Origin of the sequence: Azospirillum sp. 11R-A (assembly GCF_049472615.1) — a bacterium.
Taxonomy (GTDB): Bacteria; Pseudomonadota; Alphaproteobacteria; order Azospirillales; family Azospirillaceae; genus Azospirillum; species Azospirillum palustre.
The window spans coordinates 137,817-156,085 of the sequence record NZ_JBCEBL010000008.1 but is presented as its reverse complement, the minus strand read 5'-3'; the positions used below and the strand labels follow the sequence as shown (position 1 = coordinate 156,085).

18 protein-coding genes are annotated in these 18,269 nt (G+C 67.0%); 2 read left to right on the top strand and 16 right to left on the bottom strand.

Annotated features, from left to right (window positions below):
• The first annotated feature begins 100 nt into the window (after nucleotides 1-100).
• A complete protein-coding gene (locus tag VH569_RS14095; protein WP_423315902.1) occupies nucleotides 101-829 on the top strand; it encodes a GntR family transcriptional regulator in 729 nt (242 codons plus the stop codon).
• Nucleotides 830-898: 69 nt separating this feature from the next.
• On the opposite strand, the gene VH569_RS14090 is transcribed toward VH569_RS14095, so the two are convergent.
• The 6 genes from VH569_RS14090 to VH569_RS14065 all read right to left on the bottom strand — a co-directional run bounded on the left by VH569_RS14090 (nucleotide 899) and on the right by VH569_RS14065 (nucleotide 6,260).
• Nucleotides 899-1,600, bottom strand: a complete 702-nt coding sequence (locus VH569_RS14090) for an ABC transporter ATP-binding protein (RefSeq protein WP_423315901.1) — start codon at nucleotides 1,598-1,600, stop codon at nucleotides 899-901.
• Nucleotides 1,600-2,355: an ABC transporter ATP-binding protein gene (locus VH569_RS14085; RefSeq protein WP_423315900.1), complete on the bottom strand. Its 756-nt coding sequence runs from the start codon at nucleotides 2,353-2,355 to the stop codon at nucleotides 1,600-1,602. The genes VH569_RS14090 and VH569_RS14085 overlap by 1 nt, the downstream gene beginning before the upstream one ends.
• A complete protein-coding gene (locus tag VH569_RS14080) occupies nucleotides 2,348-3,337 on the bottom strand; it encodes a branched-chain amino acid ABC transporter permease (protein ID WP_423315899.1) in 990 nt (329 codons plus the stop codon). Before VH569_RS14080 ends, VH569_RS14085 begins: the two co-directional genes overlap by 8 nt.
• Complete coding sequence (locus VH569_RS14075) at nucleotides 3,334-4,266, bottom strand: branched-chain amino acid ABC transporter permease (RefSeq protein ID WP_423315898.1); 933 nt, start codon at nucleotides 4,264-4,266, stop codon at nucleotides 3,334-3,336. Before VH569_RS14075 ends, VH569_RS14080 begins: the two co-directional genes overlap by 4 nt.
• A 32-nt stretch (nucleotides 4,267-4,298) precedes the next feature.
• Complete coding sequence (locus VH569_RS14070) at nucleotides 4,299-5,495, bottom strand: ABC transporter substrate-binding protein (RefSeq protein WP_423315897.1); 1,197 nt, start codon at nucleotides 5,493-5,495, stop codon at nucleotides 4,299-4,301.
• 297 nt (nucleotides 5,496-5,792) lie between these two features.
• Nucleotides 5,793-6,260, bottom strand: coding sequence for an ester cyclase (locus tag VH569_RS14065; protein ID WP_423315896.1), 468 nt, complete (start codon nucleotides 6,258-6,260; stop codon nucleotides 5,793-5,795).
• 94 nt (nucleotides 6,261-6,354) lie between these two features.
• Between VH569_RS14065 and VH569_RS14060 the strand changes: the two genes are divergently transcribed.
• Entirely contained in the window at nucleotides 6,355-7,293 is a 939-nt protein-coding gene (locus VH569_RS14060) for a LysR family transcriptional regulator (RefSeq protein ID WP_423315895.1), read from the top strand.
• A 31-nt stretch (nucleotides 7,294-7,324) separates the two neighbouring features.
• Here the strand turns inward: VH569_RS14060 and VH569_RS14055 are convergent, their stop codons facing one another.
• From VH569_RS14055 to VH569_RS14010, 10 genes are all read right to left on the bottom strand, one after another.
• Nucleotides 7,325-8,002, bottom strand: a complete 678-nt coding sequence (locus tag VH569_RS14055; RefSeq protein ID WP_109490819.1) for a TetR/AcrR family transcriptional regulator — start codon at nucleotides 8,000-8,002, stop codon at nucleotides 7,325-7,327.
• Nucleotides 8,003-8,124: 122 nt separating this feature from the next.
• Nucleotides 8,125-9,144: a TRAP transporter substrate-binding protein gene (locus VH569_RS14050; protein ID WP_423315894.1), complete on the bottom strand. Its 1,020-nt coding sequence runs from the start codon at nucleotides 9,142-9,144 to the stop codon at nucleotides 8,125-8,127.
• 35 nt (nucleotides 9,145-9,179) lie between these two features.
• On the bottom strand, nucleotides 9,180-10,460 hold the full coding sequence (locus VH569_RS14045) for a TRAP transporter large permease subunit (protein ID WP_423315893.1): 1,281 nt from the start codon (nucleotides 10,458-10,460) through the stop codon (nucleotides 9,180-9,182).
• A gap of 12 nt (nucleotides 10,461-10,472) precedes the next feature.
• Complete coding sequence (locus tag VH569_RS14040; protein ID WP_423315892.1) at nucleotides 10,473-11,099, bottom strand: TRAP transporter small permease; 627 nt, start codon at nucleotides 11,097-11,099, stop codon at nucleotides 10,473-10,475.
• Nucleotides 11,100-11,156: 57 nt separating this feature from the next.
• Nucleotides 11,157-12,059, bottom strand: coding sequence for a shikimate dehydrogenase (locus VH569_RS14035; protein WP_423315891.1), 903 nt, complete (start codon nucleotides 12,057-12,059; stop codon nucleotides 11,157-11,159).
• Nucleotides 12,056-12,505, bottom strand: a complete 450-nt coding sequence (gene aroQ / locus VH569_RS14030; RefSeq protein WP_109447771.1) for a type II 3-dehydroquinate dehydratase — start codon at nucleotides 12,503-12,505, stop codon at nucleotides 12,056-12,058. Before aroQ ends, VH569_RS14035 begins: the two co-directional genes overlap by 4 nt.
• 40 nt (nucleotides 12,506-12,545) lie before the next feature.
• Nucleotides 12,546-14,477: a bifunctional sugar phosphate isomerase/epimerase/4-hydroxyphenylpyruvate dioxygenase family protein gene (locus VH569_RS14025; protein ID WP_423315890.1), complete on the bottom strand. Its 1,932-nt coding sequence runs from the start codon at nucleotides 14,475-14,477 to the stop codon at nucleotides 12,546-12,548.
• Nucleotides 14,478-14,832: 355 nt separating this feature from the next.
• Nucleotides 14,833-15,297: a DUF1348 family protein gene (locus VH569_RS14020; RefSeq protein ID WP_098735723.1), complete on the bottom strand. Its 465-nt coding sequence runs from the start codon at nucleotides 15,295-15,297 to the stop codon at nucleotides 14,833-14,835.
• A gap of 96 nt (nucleotides 15,298-15,393) precedes the next feature.
• Nucleotides 15,394-17,493 (bottom strand): pyridoxamine 5'-phosphate oxidase family protein, encoded by a 2,100-nt coding sequence (locus VH569_RS14015; protein ID WP_423315889.1) that lies wholly within the window; start codon nucleotides 17,491-17,493, stop codon nucleotides 15,394-15,396.
• Between the two features lie 88 nt (nucleotides 17,494-17,581).
• On the bottom strand, nucleotides 17,582-18,193 hold the full coding sequence (locus tag VH569_RS14010) for a glutathione S-transferase family protein (protein ID WP_423315888.1): 612 nt from the start codon (nucleotides 18,191-18,193) through the stop codon (nucleotides 17,582-17,584).
• Nucleotides 18,194-18,269: the final 76 nt, after the last annotated feature.

The window sequence follows — 18,269 nt, the reverse complement described above, 5'->3', positions numbered from 1 at the left end:
TATAAAGAAATGTGACCGGCGCACAAATCTTTGTCAATCGTCAAGATTCGAGCAATTTCTGGCTATTTTCGAGGCGGTAGTGAACAAAAAGACGGCAAACATGGCGGGTGACCTGCCGATCCCGCTCTACGAGCACGTCAAGCGCCGCATGGCGGAAGCCATTCTGCTGGGCGAATGGCCGCCCGGCATGGTGCTGCCGGGCGAGGTCGCGCTTGCCGCCGATTATGGGGTTGCGGTGGGAACGATGCGCCGCGCGCTGGCCGACCTGACCGCCGACGGCATGCTGATGCGCCGGCGCAAGACCGGGACGGTGGTCACCGGACGCACGCCGCAGCACAGCCTGCGCTTCTTTTTCCAATATTACCGCTTGCATGGCGGCGACGGCCAACTGCTGTCGTCCGAGGCGGTAGTGACCGAGGTCGGGCTGAGCCCGGCCACCGACGGCGAGGCCGCCCTGCTGGGCGAGGCACCGGGGGAGCCGCTGATCCGCATCGCGCGGCTGCGCCGGGTGGAGGGGCGGGCGGTGATGCGCTCCCACATCGCGATGGTGGCCCGCCGGGTGCCCGATTTCCCGCTGGATCCGTCACTGGTGCCGCAGCGGCTCTACCTCCACCTGCTCGACGTTCACGGCATCCGCATTTCCGCCGTGCGCGAGCGGGTCTCGGCCGGGCTCGCCACTGCCGAGGATCGCGCCGACCTCGGCGTTCCCGACCCGACGCCGCTTCTGATCATCGACGAGGAGGCGTTCGACCAGACCGGAACCCTGACCATCGTCAGCCGTCACAGGACGCTGACGGACGACCACAGATATGTGAACGAAGTGCGCTGACGGACGAGAGGCCATGGCACCGTCGACAGCGGCCGGCCGATACCCCGCGGTGCGGGGGTGCCCGACGCTTCAGATGTGCAGGTAGGTTTCCTGAATGTCGGCCGCCCGGCCCAGATCCGCGCTGGTGCCGCTCCACACCGTGCGGCCCTTCTCGATCACCGCGCAGGCGTCGGCGAGGCGCAGAACCGCCGACAGGTTCTTGTCCACCAGCAGGATCGACTGGCCTTCGCGCTTCAGCGTCTCCAGCACCGCCCAGATTTCGGCGCGGATCACCGGGGCCAGCCCTTCGGTGGCCTCGTCCAGGACCAGCAGGCGCGGGTTGGTCATCAGCGCCCGCCCGATTGCCAGCATCTGCTGCTCGCCGCCCGACAGGCGGTTGCCCAGGTTGCGGCGGCGTTCGCGCAGGCGGGGGAACAGCTCCCACACCGCCTCCAGCGTCCAGCGCGCAGTTCCGTCGCCGCGTGTGGCGGCGGTGGCGACGAGGTTTTCCTCCACCGTCAGGGTCGGGAAGATCTGGCGGCCTTCCGGGACCAGCCCGACCCCCAGCCGCGCCACCCGGTGCGGCGGCATGCGGCCGATGCCCTGGCCGTCGAAGCTGACGCTGCCGCCCCAGCGCGGAATCAGCCCCATTACGGCGGAGATGGTCGTCGTCTTGCCCATGCCGTTGCGCCCCATCAGGGCCAGCACCTGCCCGGCCTCGATGGACAGCGACACGCCGAACAGCACCTGGCTCTGGCCGTAGCCCGCCGTGAGGTTGTCGATCTTCAGCATCACGCCAGCGCGTCCTCTCCAAGATAGGCGGTGCGGACCTCGGGGTGACCGCGGATCTCGTCCACCGTGCCGGTGACGATGACACGGCCATAGACCAGGACGGAGATGCGGTCGGCCAGGGCGAACACCGCCTGCATGTCATGCTCGACCAGCAGGATGCCGTAGCGGCTGCGCAGGTCGCGCAGGATGCCGATCAGCCGCTCCGTCTCCTCCGGACCGGCCCCGGCCAGCGGCTCGTCGAGCAGCAGCAGGCGGGGGTTCATCGCGATTGCGATGGCGAGTTCGAGCTGCCGCTTCTCGCCGTGCGACAGGGCGGCGGCGGTGCGGTCGGCAACCCGGCCCAGCCCTACGGTGTCGAGCGCCTCCAGCGCCTCCCCGTTCAGCGTCGCTTCGCCGGCCACCGGGCGCAGGAAGCGGAAGGAGGAGCCGCTGCGCGCCTGCACTGCCAGCGCGACGTTCTCCAGCGCGGTGAAGCCCGGCACGATGCTGGTGATCTGGAAGCTGCGGGCCAGCCCCAGCCGGGCGCGGCGCTCGAACGGCAGGGCGGTCACGTCCTGGCCGGCGAAGCGGATGGTTCCGCGGTCCGGGCGCAGCGTGCCGCTGATCTGGTGGATCAGCGTGGTCTTGCCCGCCCCATTCGGGCCGATGATCGCATGGATCTCCCCCGGTAGGACGGTCAGCGACACGTCTGAGGTCACGGTCAGCGCGCCGAAATTCTTGCTCAGGCCGTGCAGTTCCAGCAACGGATCAGGCATCGGCATTCCTCCGCTTGGGCGAGGCGAACCGGAAGGCGGCACGCAGGCGCAGCGGCGCGCCGATAAGCCCATCGGGCAGGAACAGCACCGACAGCACCAGCAGCGGCCCGAACACCAGCCGCCAGTAGACCAGCAGGTGCGACAGCGTTTCCTCCAGCAGCACGATGGCGAGCGCCCCCAGGATCGCGCCGCCGAGCTGGCCGACGCCGCCGAGGATGACCATGAACAGCAGTTCCCCCGACCGCGTCCAGGACAGCAGGGCAGGGGACACGAACTCCGTCGCGTTGGCGAGCAGTGCGCCCGACAGGCCACCGACCGCCCCCGCCATCGCATAGGCGACAAGACGGTAGGGGTAGGGCTGAAAACCCACCGCCAGCGCCCGCTGCGGATTCTCCCGCGCCGCCCGCAGCACCCGGCCGAACCGGCTGCCCAGCAGCAGGGTTCCGCCCACCCACACCAGGGCCAGCAGGCCCAGGCAGAGGAAATGGAAGGTCAGCCGGTTGTCCAGGATCCGGCTTCCCAGCCACTCGGTGCGGGCATAGAGCGTGTAGCCGTCGTCGCCGCCCAGGCTGGAGAAGGAGGAGGTGGTGAAGAAGGCCATCTGGCCGAAGGCCAGGGTGATCATGATGAAATGCACGCCGCTGGTGCGCAGCGAGACCGCTCCCGTCACGAGCGCATAGGCGGCCGCCGCGGCGATGGCGGCGGGGAAGACGATCAGCCCCTCGCTGACCCCGGCGTCGTCGAAGGCGACCACGGCATAGGCGCCGATCCCCATCGTCGCGGCGTGCCCCAGGCTGACCAGCCCGGCGCCGCCGACCAGCAGCGAGAGGCTGACCGCCGCCATGCCCAGGATCATCGCGCGCGCCAGCAGGCTGAGCGCGAAGCCGTCGCCGAAGCCGAGGAAGGGGGCCGCCGCCAGCGCCAGCAGCGTGGCCAGGGCCAGCGCATGGTTGCGGAGGGTCTTGTGGAACGGGGCCGTCATGCCGAACGTCCCCCCGGGAAAAGCCCGGCCGGACGGAAGAACAGGATGGCGGCCATGACGATGTAGACCAGCATGGAGGCCAGCGCCGCCCCGGTCTGCCGGGCCGACGACGGGTCGAGCAGCAGCCGCAGCAGGTCGGGCAGCATTGCCCGCCCCACACTGTCGAGCAGCCCGACCAGCAATGCTGCGATGAAGGCGCCGCGGATGGAGCCGACGCCGCCGATGACGATCACCACGAAGCACAGGATCAGCACGGTGTCGCCCATGCCCGGCGCCACCGGGAAGATCGGGCTGGCCAGCGCCCCGGCGAAGCCCGCCAGCATGGCGCCGAAGGCGAAGACGACGGTGAACAGGCGGCGGATGTCCACCCCCAGCGCCGACACCATGGCGGGATGGGTCGCCCCCGCCCGCACCAGCATGCCGGCCCGCGTCCGCTCCACCAGGAACCACAGCAGCAGCGGCACCACGATGCCGACGCCGATGATGACCAGCCGGTAGGTCGGGTAGAGCAGCCCAGGCACGATCTCCACCCCGCCCATCGGGCCGCCGGTCAGCCCGGACGGCTCCAGCACGGTCTGCGGGGCGCTGCCCCACAGCGCCCGCGTCGCCTCCTCCACCGTCAGGATCACGCCGAAGGTGGCGAGCACCTGGCTCAGATGGTCGCGGCGGTAGAGATGGCGGAAAACCAGCCATTCCAGCGCCAGCCCGACCAGCAGCGCAACCGGCAGAGCCAGCAGCGCCCCCAGCCAGAAGCTGCCGGTCCACACCCCCAGCGTGGCGGCGACATAGGCCCCCAGCATGTATTGGACGCCATGGGCCAGATTGATCAGGTCCATGACGCCGAACACCAGACTGAGTCCGGCCGCCACCAGGAACAACAGCACCCCGAATTGCAGGCCGTTGAGGGCCTGCACCAGAAGCATGGACATCGCGAAAGCCCCCCGTCAGCCCGTCCCGCCCGTCATCCCATCTTGCAGGAGGCGGCGTAGCCGTCGGCGTCGGCGCTCAGCACCTTGCGCACGGTTTCCGTCTGGAACTTGCCGTCGGCGCGCTTGGCGACCTTGCACAGCCAGAAATCCTGAATCGGGAAATGGTTGGGCCCCAGCCGCAGCGCGCCCCGCACCGACGGGAAGTCGCCGGCCTCCAGCGCCGTGCGCAGCGCCGCCTTGTTGGCGACGTCGCCGCCTGTCCGGCGGATCGCCGCGTCCAGCATGTGGGCGGCGTCATAGGCGTGGGCGGCGAAGTTCGACGGGACATAGCCGTAGGCCGCCTCGAACTCCTGCACGAAGCGGCGGCTGTGCGGGTTGTCGAAGTTGGGCGCCCAGGTGGCGGCGGTGTAGAAATCGAGAGCCGACTCGCCCTGGGCCGGCAGGGTCGATTCGTCCACTGTGAAGGTGGACAGGAAGGGGATGTTGGCGAGCCCGGCCTGCCGGTACTGCCGCACCAGATTGACGCCCAGCGCGCCCGGCATGAAGGTGAAGATGGCGTCCGGCTTGGCGGCGGCGATCTTGGTGACCTCGGTCGAGAAGTCGAGCTGGCTCAGCGGCACATAGACCTCGTCGACCACCTCGCCCTTGTAGCGGCTGCGGAAGCCGGCCACCGCGTCCTTGCCGGCCTGATAGTTCGGCACCAGGATGAAGACGCGCTTGTAGCCCAGATCCTGCGCCGCCTGCCCCATCGTCGCGTGCGGCTGGTCGTTCTGGTAGGCGCTGCTGAACAGGAAGGGGCTGCATCCCTTGCCGGCGAGGGTGGAGGGGCCGGCGTTGGCGGTGATCAGGAAGGTGTTGCTCTCCGTCACCGGGCGGACGATGGCCTGAAGCATGTTGCTGAAGACGACGCCGACCACGAAATCGACCTTGTCGCGCTCCAGCGCGGCGCGGACCTTCGACACCGCCACGTCGGGCTTCAGCTCGTCGTCGATCACCAGCGTCTCGACCGCCCGGCCGCCGAGCTGGTTGTTCAGCCGCGTCACCCCCGCCAGCCAGCCGTCGCGCAGATGCGTGCCCAGCGCCGCCCCCGGACCGGACAGCGTGCCGACGAACGCCACCTTCACCGCCTGATTCTGCGCCCGCGCGATGGACGGTGCGAACGCGAATCCCCCGGTGGCGGCGACGGTTGCGGCTGATGCGGTCGTGGTGAGAAAGCTGCGACGGTTCATTGGTGGATTTCCCTGTTCTTGATGTGTCGGAAGCATACCCTCGCAGTCCGGCTTTTGGCATCCGTGTCTGTGCGGTGCGCCGGTTGTCCGTGGTGGGGGGCAAACTGTCCAGATCCGAAATCCGGTTCTTCCGAACCGGACCGGACTGTCTGGAAGGACGCCTGATGGCGGCGATGGCCTGAGTCCGGGGCGCGGATGCTTCGCCCCGGTCAGCGCGCCTTCATGCCGACACTGAAAAGAACGCGGCGGGAAACCGTTCCAACTGTCCCTTGGCGGAAAGGACAGCGGGTTGGGAGGCTACCGTCCGGCCTCCTCCGCCAGAACGGGGCGGGCTCCGATCTGGTTCATCCAGCCGAACCAGTCCTCAAGATGCCAAGTGTGGGTCAGCTTGCCGTCGGCGATGCGGTGGAATTCATGGATCGCCACCCGGAAGGGCCGGCCGGTCGGCGCGATCCCGAACCAGTCGCCGCTGTGGGTTCCGGTCATCACCGCCCGCACGGCGGCACGGCCGGGCGCGCCGATGATGTCCAGGACCTCGATCTTGGTGTCGGGGAACGCGGCGAGAAATCCGCGGATCAGCGGCTTCATCCCGTCACGGCCCGGCTGCTGGCCGGGATTGAGGGGAATGTCCTGCCAATCCTCGGTCACCGCCTCGTCGAGAAGGTCCGGGTTGCCTTCGCTGAAGGCGCGGTAGAGCGTCTCGACGGCGCGGAGTTCCTGCGGCGTGAGCCCGGTTCCGGTCACGGTATCGTCCTTCGGTGCCATGGGGCTTTTCCTTATCAAGGATGCGATGAGGGGACGCTACCCGATGGCCGGACATGCTTGAAATCGATCCTCGATATATGAAAACATCCATGCCATGGATTTGCATGGCATCGACCTGAACCTGCTCGTCGCCTTCGATGCCCTGATGGCCGAGCGGAGCGTGACACGGGCCGGGGCCCGCATCGGCCGCACCCAACCGGCCATGAGCGCCGCGCTTGCCCGTCTGCGCGGGCTGCTGAAGGACGAACTGTTCGTGCGCGGGCCGAATGGGTTGCAACCGACTCCGCTGGCGCTCGACCTGGCGCAACCGATCGGCCGGGCCCTGACCGAACTCCAGCAGGCCCTGGCGTTCACACAGAGCTTCGACCCGTCGACCTCCACCGCCAGCTTTACCCTGGGCCTGTCGGACCACCCGACCTTCGCCCTGCTGCCGGCCCTGCTGGAAATCCTGCGCGAACAGGCGCCGGGCGTCACCCTGCGCATCCGCAACTTCATCGCGCGGGACGATGCCATCGGCATGCTGGACGCCGGCGAGGTCGATCTGACGGTCGGTGTGCCGCCAACCACCACCGGCAGGATTCTCAGCCGCATCCTGTTCGAGGAGCGCTTCGTCTGCGTCGTCCGCAGGGGTCATCCGACCGTGCGCCCACCGCTCGAACTGAGCGGCTTCCTGGAGCAATCGCACCTTCTGGTGTCGCCGGAAAACGAGAGTTACGGGGTGGTCGATGCGGCCCTGGCAAGGCAGGGATTGAAGCGCCGGCTGGCCCTGACGCTGCCGCAGCTCTATGCCGCTCCGGCCCTGGTGGCGCAAACGGACCTGATCGCCACCCTGATGGAAGGCGTGGTCGCCGCCTCGGGCCATGCGGAGCGGCTTTGCATCATGCCGGCCCCGCTCGACCTTCCGCCGATCCTCTTCGCCCTGTCCTGGCATCGCCGCAACGACGTCCACCCGGCACAGCGGTGGTTCCGCGATCTGCTGGCGTCGGTTCCGCACCGCGCCGGACTTCGCACCCCTGCCGATCCAGCCGCCTGATGCGGCGGTGAGCCTGTTCGGCGAGGCCGGTTCAGGTGCCCGCGGCTTCGGTCTTGAGCAGGCTGACGATGGCGTCGGCGATCATCCGCTTGTGCCGGGTGCGCGTGTCGGTGGCGGCGAGATTCTGGTGGAAGATCAGGTTGAAGGTGTGGCGGTTCGACACCCGGAAGAAACAGAAGGCGCTGATCATCAGATGCAGATCGATGGGCTGGATGTCGGCCTTGAACACGCCCGCCGCCCGGCCGCGCTCCAGAATCCGGGCCAGCGTGTCGATGACCGTGATGTTCAAATTGGCGATGGCCTTTGATTTCTTCATGTGTTCGGCGCGGTGGATGTTCTCGATGCTGACCAGCCGGATGAAGTCCTCGTGCTGCTCCTGATAATCGAAAGTGAAATCGATCAGGGCACGGATCGCCGCTTCCGGGTCCAGATTCTGGAGGTTCAGCCGGTTTTCGATGGCGCGGATGTCGCCATAGACCTTCTCCAGAACGGCAAGATACAGCTCCTCCTTGCCGCCGAAGTAATAATAGATCATGCGCTTGGTGGTGCGGGTGCGTGCGGCGATGGCATCGACCCGGCCGCCGCTGAAGCCGAGCGAGGCGAACTCCTCCGTCGCCACCTCAAGAATGTCCTGGCGGGTGCCTTCCGGATCGTTCTTGCGGCTCGGCTTGGCTTTTGGAGTTGTTCCGGTCGCGTCGTCCGCCGTCATGCCCTGTTCCATTTTCATGCGGCGCAGAGAGCGCCTTCAACGGAGGTAATGGACGAACATGATGGAAAGCTCAATGCCGGAGTGGTGGAGCGTGCGGAGACGCTCCACCTTGAACTCTCCGGTCAGTTCGAGGCGCGCTTCTTTTCGATGGTGGCATAGGCCTGGGTGACCAGTGCATCGCCGATTTCGGCCTTGTACTTGTCGACCACCGGCTTGACCTTCTCGCGAATCTTGCCGAGTTCGTCGGCCGGCAGTTCGTCGATGGTCATGCCCTTGGCCTTCAGCGACGCCAGCGCATCGGCCTCCTGCTCGCGCGACAGTTTGCGCTGGAAGACGGTGGCTTCGGCCGCAGCGCTCTGGAACAAAGCCTTTTCGTCGGAATTCAGCGTGTCCCAGAACTTCTTGGAGATGATCAGCGACTGCGGATTGTAGATGTGCCGCGTGATCGTCATGTATTTCTGGACTTCGTTGAACTTGGTCAGTTCGATGGTCTTGGCCGGGTTCTCCTGCCCGTCGACGGTGCCGGTCTCAAGCGCGCTGTAGAGTTCGGGGAAGGCAAGCGGCACCGGGTTGGCGCCCAGCGCCTTGAAGATGTCGATGTAGATCGGCGTCTGGATGACGCGGATCTTCAGGCCGGCGATGTCGGCGGCGGTCTTCACCGGCCGGCGGTTGTTGGTCAGGTTGCGGAAGCCGAGGTCCCAGAAACCGAGCCCGACCAAGCCCTTTTCCGGCAGCTTCGCCATCAGCTGCTCGCCCACCGGACCGTCCAGCAGGGCGTCGGCCTCGGTCGCGCTGTTGAACAGGAAGGGCAGGTCGACCAGCGCGAATTCCTTGGCCTGGGACACCAGGATGCCGGCATTCATCACCGACATCTCGACAATGCCGCCCTGTAGCGCCGAAACGGTCTGCACATCGCCGCCCAGCGTGCCGCCGGGGAACAGCTTCACCTTGATCTTGCCGCCGCTCTTCGCCTCGACGATGTCGGCGAACTTCTGCGCGCCCTGGCCCTGCGGGTGCTCCTTGACGTTCTGGAAGGCGAATTTGACCGAACGGTCCTTGTACTCCGCGGCGGCGGCGGCACCGGCGAACAGCAGGCCGGGCAGCAGCAGGCCGGCGACCAGGGATTTCATGTGCGTCTTCATTGGGTTTCCTCCGGGTTTTTTCTTGCGGAATGGGATCAGTGGCTGAGCCAGGCCGCCGGAACCATCACCAGCGACGGGAACAGGGTCAGCAGGAAAAGGACGACCAACTGCACCAGCATGAAGGGCCAGACGCCTTTGATGACGCCCTCCATGCTGACCTTCGACACGCCACAGACCACGTTCAGCACGGTGCCGACGGGCGGGGTGATCAGGCCGATGGCATTGTTGATGATGAACAGCACGCCGAAATAGACGGGGTCGATGCCGGCCTGCTTGCACACCGGAACCAGGATCGGCGTCAGGATCAGGATGGTCGGCGTCATGTCCATCGCGGTGCCGATCGCCACCACCAGCGCCATCATCGCCAGCAGCAGCAGGGTCTGGTTGCCCATCAGCGGCTCCAGCAGATCGGTCACCATCCCCGGCAGGTTGGCGACGGTGATCAGCCAGGACGACACCAGCGCCGCCGCGACCAGGAACATGACGACGCTGGTCGTCTTCGCCGCCCCCAGTAGGGCGGGATAGATGTCGGCGACCGACATCTCGCGATAGACGCAGACGGCGACGAACAGCGAGTAGACGGCGGCGACCACGGCGGCTTCGGTGGGGGTGAAGACGCCGAACTTCAGCCCGACGATGATGATCACCGGCAGCATCAGCGCCCACACGCCCTCGCGCAGGATCGCCAGCACCTCGCGCAGGGAGCGGCGCGGCGGCGGCGACAGGTTCTCCTTGCGCGACACGTACCACCAGGCGCCGCACAGGCCGACGGCCAGCAGGATGCCGGGGAAGATGCCGGCCAGGAACAGCTTGGTGACCGAGACGTTGCCCGCCACGCCATAGATGACGAAGCCGATGGAGGGCGGGATGATCGGCGCGATGATGGCACTGGCCGAGACCAGACCGGCCGACCGGTTGCGGTCATGGCCGGCCGCCACCATCATCGGCACCAGCAGGGTGGCGAGCGCTGCCGCATCCGCCACGGCGGAGCCGGACAGGCTGGCCATCACCGTCGCCGCCAGGATGGTGACGTAACCGAGCCCGCCGCGGATGTGGCCGACCATCGCCATCGCGAGGTTGACGATGCGCTTGGCGAGGCCGCCGGTGTTCATGATCTCGCCGGCCAGCATGAAGAAGGGCACGGCCATCAGGGGAAAGCTGTCGGCGCCGTTGATCAGATTCTGCGCCACGATCTGCGCGTCGAACAGGTCGAGATGGATCATCAGCGCCACGCCGCACAGCAGCAGCGCATAGGCGATGGGCATGCCGATGGCCATGGCGCCCAGCAGGGAGCCGAGGAAGATGGTGATGGTCATGGTCCGGCGCCCTCAGCGGCTGGAGACGGTGCGGGGAGGCAGCGGCACAGTATTCGTCCGGTTGCCCCCCTGGCTGGTGGACTGGTGCGTCCGGTGGCCGCCGGTGTGGGCGCCATGGGCGGTGGCCTCCGGCAAATCCTCCGATTCCGAGACCATCACGAGGTCGTCGTCGGAGATCTTTCCGGTCAGCAGCAGATACATCTCGTGCAGCAGGATGGCGCCGGTCGACAGGCCGAACACCACGCCGATGCCGTAGAGCAGCCCCATCGACAGGCCGGTGGCCGGTGCCTGTGCGCTCCAATTGATCAGGGTCTGGGTCCAGCTTCCCTGCAGCACCAGCCAGGTGACCCACAGCATCAGGCCGCAGCTGAGCACCGCGCAGACCATCTTGCCGGTCCGCGGCAGGCGGGCGACCAGCGTATCGACGCCGAGATGCGCCCGCTCGCGCAGGCCCAGGATGGCGCCGAGGAAGCACATCCAGACGAAGAACAGGCGCGACATCTCCTCCGACACCGTGATGCCGCTGTTGAAGGCGTAACGCAGCACCACATTGCCGAACACCAGCACCACCATGCCGGCCATGCACAGCGCCATCAGAATCTTGATGAGGGTGAAATAGGCCTCGACCAGCTGTCTCATGCGGTCCTCCCGGTGCCGGCGCCCCGCCGGCTTATCTCTATTCGATTGGGGCCAGTATCAGACGGCGGATCGGCCGGCGTCCATCGACGCGAAATGGGCGCGGATGCGTTCGGCATCGGGGGAAACCCCAGTGAACAGTTGGAAGGCGTCCACCGCCTGGAACACCGCCATGCCGCCGCCATCCAGCGTCCGGCAACCGATGGACCGCGCGGCGCGCAGCAGTTCGGTTTCCAGCGGGAAATAGACGATCTCCGCCACCCAAAGCCGCGGGTGCAACATCTCTGCCGGAAGCGGCAGGCCGGGGAACTTCGCCATGCCGGTGGGCGTGGCATGGATCAGCCCGTCCGCCGCCGCCACGGCGGCGCGCAGGCTCTCCCGGTCGGGGATCGCCATGGCCCGTCCGCCGCCGAAGCGCGTGTCGATCTGGTCGGCCAGCGCCGCCGCCCGCGCCGGGTCGGCGTCGAAGATGTCCAGCCGGCCGGTCCCGAGATGGAAGGCGGCATGGGCGACCGCCGCTCCGGCCCCGCCGGCGCCGAGAAGCACCACCCGGTTCATCGGCACGCCGGCCAGCCCGCGGCGGAAGCCCTCGGCGAAGCCCGAACAGTCGGTGTTGTGACCGACCCGCCGGCCGTCCTTCAGCACGACGGTGTTGACCGCCCCGATGGCGCGGGCGTCGTCCGAAAGCTCGTCCAGCAGCGGAATGATCGCCTGCTTGCACGGGTAGGTGACGTTCAGCCCGGTGTAGCCCATGCGCTCGGCGCCCGACAGCAGTTCCGGCAGGGCATCGGGGCCGAGACCGAGGCGGTCGAGGTCGATCAGCCGGTAGATGCAGCGCAGGCCGAGCGCGTCGGCCTCCCGCTCATGCATCGCCGGGGTGCGTGAGGCCTGGATGCCGGCACCGATCAGGCCGACGAGGATAGAATTGCCGACGGCGGGTGCCGGCCGGGACAGGGCGTTCATTTCGCGGCACTTTCCAGCAGCCGGGCCATGCGCTGGAGGGCCAGCGTGTAGCCCTGGGTGCCGAAGCCGCAGATCACCCCGGCGGCGACGCGCGAGACGTAGGAGAAATGACGGAATTCCTCGCGCCGGTGGATGTTGGAGATGTGGACCTCCAGGATGGGGAAGGCGCAGGCCGACAGCGCATCCATCAGCGACACCGAGGTGTGGCTCAGGCCGGCCGGGTTGATGACCAGCCCGGCCATCGTCTCCCGCGCGTCGTGGATCCAGTCGATCAGCACATGTTCGGCGTTGGATTGCCGGAAATCGACGGCAAGGCCCAGCGCCTCGCCGGTGCGGCGGCAGTCGGCCTCGACATCGGCCAATGTCTCATGGCCATAGATGTGCGGCTCGCGCTTGCCCAGCAGATTGAGGTTGGGTCCGTTGAGGACGAGGATCGGGCGGCTCATGGTGGGGCGTCTCCAAACAAACGCACTGTTTCGTTCATTTTCAGTCGAGATAAAGTTCGGGCCGGGCGCCTTCGCGCAGCTGGGCCTGCACCGCCATGCGCACGGCGGCGTTCACCGCTCCGAACTGCCGGTAGCCGCCACGCCGCTCCACCACCTCGAAGAAGAAGCGGTCGTCGAAGCTGTCGGTGTAGGCGTGCAGGAACTCGCCCTGCTCGTCGCGGTCATACAGCAGTTCGCGGTCCTTCAGCGTCGCAAGCGTCGCATCGTCCAGCGGGTGCTTGACCGCCAGATCGTCGTAATAGTTGGCGGGGATCGGCAGGAAGGGCGCGCCCGCGGCAAGGCGGTCCGTCACCAGCGCGTCGGCATCGGCGGTGGCGAAGGCGATGTGGTGGACACCGGCGCCGGAGGTGGCGCTGACGAAGCGGCCGGTGGCGGTCCGTCGGCTTTCCGAGATGTTCAGCGGCAGCCGCACGCCCCGGCCGGGCTCGGCATCGGGGCTGACCAGCGCCCGGCTGCGGATCAGGCCGTAGGGATCGGGCAATTCCCACAGGCTTTCCGGCACGAAGCCGAAGACCGTGCGATAGAACAGGACGAAGCTGTCCATCCGCCCGAAGGGCAGGGCCTGGGCGACATGGTCGATGCCGAGCAGGGGGGAGCCATGTGGGGGCGGCGTGTTGGACTCCTGTCCAACCGGCTCTTCCGCGAACAGGTGGAAGTCGTCCTCCCAGATGCTGCGGCGGGCTTCCTTGCCGTCGACCAGATAGATCAGCGTGCCGTCGGGTGCCCGCAGCGCCGGGATCCGGCGTTCGCCGTCGCCGACCCGCTCGCGCCACAACACACAGCGCAACGCCTCGGCACGGGCAATGGTGCGGGCGGCATCATCCACCGTGAAGGCCATGGCGCAGACCGAGGGGCCATGCATCTGGAAATGCTCCGACGCCGCCGAATCTTCCTCGCTGTTCAGCACCAGATTGACGCCGCCCTGGCGGTAGAGATCGACATCCTTGGAACGGTGGCGTCCGGCATGGCGGAATCCCAGGCTGCCGAGCAGGGCCGACAGTTTGTCGCGGGCCGCCGCATCGACGGCGAATTCGAGAAACTCCACGCCATGGCAGACCGGTGGCGCCGGCAGGCCGGGACCGAAGCCGGCCTCGGCCTCGGCATGGATGAGCGACCGCAAACCGTCGAGGGCGGTCAGGCGGGCAGGGGCGGCGCGGAACTCGTCGTTGAAGATCTCCAGCGACAGCGGACCGCGATAGCCCGATGCCAGCACCGAATCGAGAAAGCGCCGGACCGGCAACTGCCCCTGGCCGGGGAAATTGCGGAAATGACGGCTCCAGGACAGCACGTCCATCGACAGCGCCGGGGCGTCGGCCAGCTGCACGAAGAAGATGCGGTCGCCCGGCAGGTCGGCGATACCGGACGGGTCGTCGTTCAGGGCCAGCGTGTGGAAGCTGTCGACGATCAGCCCCAGCGCCGGATGGTCGGCGCGCTGCACGATGTCCCAGGCCTGGCGCCAACGGTTGACATGCCGGCCCCAGGCCAGCGCCTCGTAGCCGACGCGCAGGTCCCGGCGCTGCGCCCGCTCCGCCATTTCGGCGAGGTCGGCGGCGGCACGGGCCGGATCGTCGATGGCGGCGGGCTGGACGTTGGAGCAGACCAGCACGAGGTCGGTGCCCAATTCCTGCATCACGTCGAACTTGCGTTCGGCGCGGTCGAGATTGCGGGCGCGGATCGGATCCGGCATCGCCTCGAAATCGCGGAACGGCTGGAAGATGGTGATTTCCAGACCCAAGCCCTCGGCGATGCGGCGGACATCGGCCGGCGACCCGTCGAACGTCAGCAGGTCGTTCTCGAAAATCTCGACCCCGTCAAAGCCGATGGCAGCCGCCGCCTCGAGCTTTTCCGGCAGGGTGCCGCTCAGCGAAACGGTGGCGATCGACTTTTTGAAGGTAAAGGCGCTGGACGGCATGGGAGCCCCTTCGGCAGCGGCATGGTTCGTACACACCAACAAACGTACCAGTTCGTACATTTTGGTGCAAGACGCTTTGATTGCCAATGATCGGTACATCCAACAACGTTTCTGGCTTGGGCCATGCGACGTCGCATGATAGTCATTTTAATTTCCATAAGGACACTTATGTGTTTTTTGTCTGTAGGTGCAATGTCAGAATGTCAGTCCCTCGCAACATAGAAATGTCAGTCTTCCCTCAGCTTTAAAGCGCTGGCAATAACAAATGGCAACGGGGCCGCCACGGTGGACGGCCCCTTCACATCTGGGGTCAGTTGCCTTTCCCTATCGAAGTTTCGACGCGTGAAGCTCGGTTTCAGAAACCGAAATGGCTGAGACCGGGATGGTCGTCGGGCCGGCGGCCGAGCGGCCAGTGGAACTTGCGGTCGGCTTCGACGATGGGATGTTCGTTGATGCTGGCATGCCGGGCGCGCATCAGCCCGTCCTCGGCAAACTCCCAATTCTCGTTGCCGTAGGCGCGATACCACTGGCCGCTGTCGTCGCGGTATTCGTAGGCGTAGCGCACCGCGATGCGGTTTCCGGTGAAGGCCCAGAGCTCCTTGATCAGCCGGTATTCAAGCTCCTTGTTCCATTTGCGGGTGAGAAAGGCTTGGATCTCGGCACGGCCGGTCGCGAATTCGGCGCGATTGCGCCAGCGGCTGTCCTCGCTATACGCGAGCGTGACCTTCGCCGGATCGCGGCTGTTCCAGCCATCCTCGGCGAGCCGGACCTTCTCGACGGCGGACTCTGCGGTGAAAGGGGGAAGCGGCGGACGGGACATGGGTATGCTCCTTCTTGCGGATGAAACGATAAAGGCGGTGATGGGAGAGCGTGGCGCGGCGCGATCCGCACCCGGTTGACGTGGTTGGTGAAGGGCTCACAGGGCGAGCTGGATGCGGTTTTCATCATCCGGGCCGGTTTCGGCAGGCACGGCACTGCAAATCAGGACCTCGTCGGGGGCGACGCTGGCACCCGGTTCGCGGACATAGGTCACGGCCCCCTTCAGCAGCTTGGTCCGGCAGGTTCCACAGGTGCCTTCTCGGCAACTGTATTCGGGCTCCAGTCCGCGCGCTTCCGCCAACTCCAGCAGCGTGCCGGACGACGGCGTCCAGCGATCCTCCTTCAGCGAGGTCATGAAGGCCACCGGCACCGGCTTGCTCGACGGCAGGGGCCGGGCCGGTGGAGGTGCGGCCCCGACGTCCGCCGTGCGCTGCAAGGACGACGGCCCGAATGCCTCGGCATGGATCCGCCCGTCGGCGATGTTGCGGCTCCGCAGCCCGTCATAGAGCGCCTGCGTGAATGCCGAGGGGCCGCACAGGTAGAAATCATAGTCGTCGAACGGCAGGAAGCGGGTCAGCAGGGCCATGTCGATGCGGCCGGCCGCCTCATAGTCGACGCCCTCCTTGGCCGCGCCGGGCTCGCTGAGCACCCGGATCCATCTGACGGCACCCTGCGTGGCTGTCCCCTGCCCTGTCGCCCCCTGCGCGGCGTTCACCAGTTCGGCGATCTCCCGGTCGAAAGGACGCTCGGACATCGAACGGGCGGCCTGGATGAGGATGGTCGGTCGCATCCGCTGTTTGCGCAGCCCCTCATAGACGACGTGGCGCAGCATCGCCAGCAGCGGCGTGATCCCGATGCCGCCGGCCAGCAGGACCGCCGGCCTTGTCCCGTAAGGGTCGATGGTGAAGGCGCCGTCGGGTGCGCGCGCTTCGATGATGTCGCCGGCAAGGATACGGTCGTGCAGATGGCGCGAGACCAGCCCTTCCCGCTTGACGCTGATCCGGTAGTGGCCATCCGACGGCGCGGCCGACAGCGTGTAGGTGCGGATGACCGGCTTGTCCGACCCTGGAACCATCACGCGGATCGGCAGATGCTGACCGGCGGCATGGGGAAGAAGGCCCGCTCCATCGGCCGGTTGCAGGTGGAAGGAGCGGATCGCCGGGGTTTCGTCGACGATCTTCGTCACCCGGTACGGGCGCCAGCGTGTCGCCAGTTCGCGGGCCTGCATGCGGGCCGCCGCCTGCGCCCAATCCCCCGTCATGAGCGAACTGGGCGACCAGCCCTCCTTGCGGAACGACCAGCGGAGCGCCAGTGCGCCGGCCCGGCGCAGAATGCGGCGCGGCTTGAAGGTCCACAGCCGCTCGGCTCCCTGGAAGGCCGCAATCTCCGGCGATTCCAGGATCACCTCCGCGTCGCCGGTCATCTGCAGCATGTCGCCGCTGCCGTAATCGACGAAGACGAGCCCGGCCTTGCCGTTGAGAACGATGTTCCCAAGGGTCGAGAAGAAGAGGTTGCCGTTGAAGTCGGGCACCGTGAGGGTGCCGTCCTCCGCGACACGGACGAAGCCCGCCTTGCCGCCGCGATGGGACACGTCGACCTGACGGCGCTCGGCACGGTCCGCATAGGTGGCGACGAAGAAGGCATCCGCCTCCCCGATCATGGTCCGCGCCTGTTCGTCCAGCTGCGGCAGGACCTCCACCACGCCGGTGAACGGTTCTGCCGGGTCCCGTGCATAATCGACATCGCGAAGCTGGATATAGCGCGGGCAATTCCCGAAGCTCTGGTCGACATCGACCCGAAATCCGCTGCCGATGGCGGTGACGACGCCGTTCATGCGGTTGCGGCGCCGGGTGTGCATTTCGATCCCGAGGAGGCCGATGGGATCGCCGTCCCGCATGCCCTCCCCCGCCGGATCGCCGGGATCGGCCTGGGTAGCGATGTCGAGCCTCGTCGGCGTCGGCGACGACAGGAAGCCCGGCTTGCCGACGAGGAGCGTGGCCCACGGGTCGCCCGCGGGATCGACGCTGCCCAACACGATGAAGGGAAGCTGGGCATAGAAGTCACGATGCTGGTCGGGCATGTGGTCGCGGATCACCCGCTGACCGACGGCCTCCATCCGTTCGGCCACCCCCAGCTTCCGCTGGATGAACGTCTCACCCTCATGCCAGGGCGGCAATGTTTTCAGTGCAGCGGTCATCGTCGGTGTCCCATGCTGGGGGCGGTCGGACGTTGTGTCCAAAAGCGGGATGTGGCCGTGGGGGCAGACCCCCGATCTTCCCGATGGATCAGGCTGCGAGGCCGACAGGCGTCCGTACGAAGGGAACGAAGCCCGGCAGTTGCTCGATGCGGCCGAGGAAGGCCGTGACGGAGGGATAGCCGGAGAGATCGACATTGCCTTCCGGCGCCTGGGCGACGTAGCTGTAGATCGCGACGTCCGCAATCGTCGGGTGATCGCCGACCAGCCAATCCTGCGCGCTCAGGTGATTTTCGAGCCGGGCCAGCAGGGTATGGGCTCGGCCGATGACCTCGTCGGCGTTGAACGCCGCCCCGAACACCGTGATGAGCCGGGCGGCAGCCGGGCCGTAGGCCACCTCACCGGCCGCCACGGAAAGCCAGCGCTGAACCGCAGCCGCACCGGCGGCATCTTCCGGCAGCCAGTCGCCCCGCCTTGCCTTCTTCGCGAGATAGACCAGGATCGCGTTGGAGTCGGCGACGACGATGCCTGCATCGTCCAGGACCGGCACCTGGCCGAAGGGGTTGAGCTTCAGGAAATCGGGGCTCTTGTGCGCACCGGCCTTGAGGTCGACCTCCACCAGCTCATGCGGCAGGCCAAGAAGCGATACGAGCAGACGGGCGCGATGCGAGTGGCCCGACAGGGGATGATGATACAGCTTCATGTCCAGCTCCGGTGATCTGCCGGACGGGGCCATTCCCGTTCCGCATCACCAGAGTGCTGGAACATCACCGCTGAGA